The organism is Thiohalocapsa sp. (assembly GCF_019695415.1).
Taxonomy (GTDB): Bacteria; Pseudomonadota; Gammaproteobacteria; order Chromatiales; family Chromatiaceae; genus Thiohalocapsa.
Window position 1 is genome coordinate 1 of record NZ_JAIFKJ010000594.1, and the last position, 1,988, is coordinate 1,988.

At 63.5% G+C, this 1,988-nt stretch carries 2 protein-coding genes; both read right to left on the reverse strand.

Translation table 11 applies throughout. The features are described from left to right. Positions 1–1,269 (reverse strand): type I restriction endonuclease (locus tag I6U14_RS16290; RefSeq protein WP_296900615.1); only part of this gene is annotated, 1,269 nt, incomplete at its 3' end. 14 nt (positions 1,270–1,283) lie between these two features. Then, a partial coding sequence (locus tag I6U14_RS16295) for an AAA family ATPase (protein ID WP_296900617.1) occupies positions 1,284–1,988 on the reverse strand: 705 nt, incomplete at its 5' end.

A 1,988-nucleotide genomic window follows, 5' to 3' on the forward strand; every position in this document is an offset into this window, starting at 1 on the left:
CCATTTCACCCCCCGGGAATCCTTCTGGCTGCGGTGGGCCTCGTCCGTCAATCCGATGTTGTCATCGCGCTCCGAAAGCGTGGGATAGCGCCCCCCGTCGCGGGTGTGGAACTTCTGGATCAGGGTGAAGACGTAGCGGTGATCCTCGCGCAGCAGTTGCTTGAGATGCTCGCCGCTCTGGGCGCGGATGCGGTGCTCCGGCTCGATGACAGCCCCGGTGCGGGCGAAATTGTTGTAGATCTGGTCGTCCAGCCCGCGCCGGTCGGTGACCACCACGAAGGTCCAGTTGCCGGACACCACGCGCAGCACCTTCTGGGAGAAGAAGACCATAGAGAAGCTCTTGCCCGAACCCTGCGTGTGCCAGAAGACGCCGAGTTGCCCTTCGTTCTCCTCGATGTTCCGCACGGCCTGGATGGCGTTTTCGACGCCCAAGTACTGGTGATTCATAGCCACGATCTTGCGCAGACCGCCGCGCACCTCCTGGTAGAGCACGTAGTTCTCGATCAGGTCCAGGAAGCGCCAAAGATCACAGGTGCCCCGCAGCAGCGTCTCCAGGGAGATTGTGCCTTCCTCGCCCTCGTCGTTGATCTTCTTCCACTGGCTGAAGTAGTCCCAATCGGCCGTGATGGTGCCGATGCGTGCGTCGCTGCCGTTGGAGAGGATCACGAAGCTCGTGTACCAGAAGAGCTGGGGGATGGTGGCCTTGTACTCGCCGAAGTTGTGGCGATAGGCATCCTTCACGCGGCGGTAGTGAGCCTTCAGCTCGCCAAAGAGGAGGGGCAAGCCGTTGACGAAGCCAACCAGATCGGCCCGTTTGGTGTAGACCTCGCCCGTGATCCAGAATTGCTGGGCGACGAGGAAGTCGTTGTTCTGGGGCCGTTCCCAGTCGATGACGCGCACCTTCACCAGTTGCTCCTCGCCCTGCGCGATGTTTCCAGTGTTATAGGCGACCTTGACGCCCTTCTTGAGCAGGTGGTAGACCTCCTGATTGGCCCGCGCCAAACTGAGGGCGCCGCGGTCGCGCGTGAGCTGCTGGATGGCCTGCTCCAGCGCTATCGGGGGCAGGTGCGGGTTGAGGCGCTCCAGCGCGGCGCGGAGCCGGGGCCGGAGCACGACCTGGTGGCGGGTGGCGCGGCCCAGATAGGGACCTTGGCCGGGGCCACCCTCGGCGTAGCGCTCGTGGTAGGCATCCACCGTCTCCCAGCCCAGTTCGGCGAAGAGATCGAGGGTGGCGTCTTCCAGCGCGGCTTCGGCGTCGGGGTTGGTCATTGGGTTCTCCTGGATTAGTCAGAGGCCGTCAAGGGGTCTCCGACGTCGAAATGGCCCTCGGCCCACAGGTGCCCCAACAAGGCTCCCTGTTCCATAAATTCCTCAATCTCCGGCATATCGGCTGCGCGGCGAGCTCTTGTGTAGCCGTCAGGCTTTCGATAGAGCACCCAGACCTCTTCAGGTCGCAGTCCGTTGACGAAGAAGGGCGAGTGCGTGGTGACCATCAACTGACTGCGCGCAGCCGCCAGCCGGCACTCCTCGGCCAGTTCCGGCAAGAGGCGGGGGTGAAGCTGATTTTCCGGCTCTTCAACGCCGATCAACGGCGCCGGATCGGGATCGTAGAGCACGGTCAGGTAGGCCAACATCTTGAGCGTACCATCCGAGGCGTACTTGGACAAAATGGGCCGCTTGAAGGGCGCGTCCTTGATCTGCAGCAGAAGCCGCCCATCCGCCAGATAGTCCGAATCGACCCGTTCCAGCCGGGGCACGCGCCGGGCGAGCGTCTCCAGGACCTTTTCCAGACGCTCCGGGTGCTGCTCCTGCAAGTATTGGATCACGTTGGGCAGGTTATCGCCGGTGGCCGATAGCCGCTCCTGGGCGCCGTCCCCGAGGCCGGCGCGGGCGTGATCGGCCGACAGGTAGGATAAATACCAGCCGGTGATGAATCTGCGCAGGGCGCTGACGCGGGGGTGTTTGGCGAACTGGCCCAGCGTGTTGAC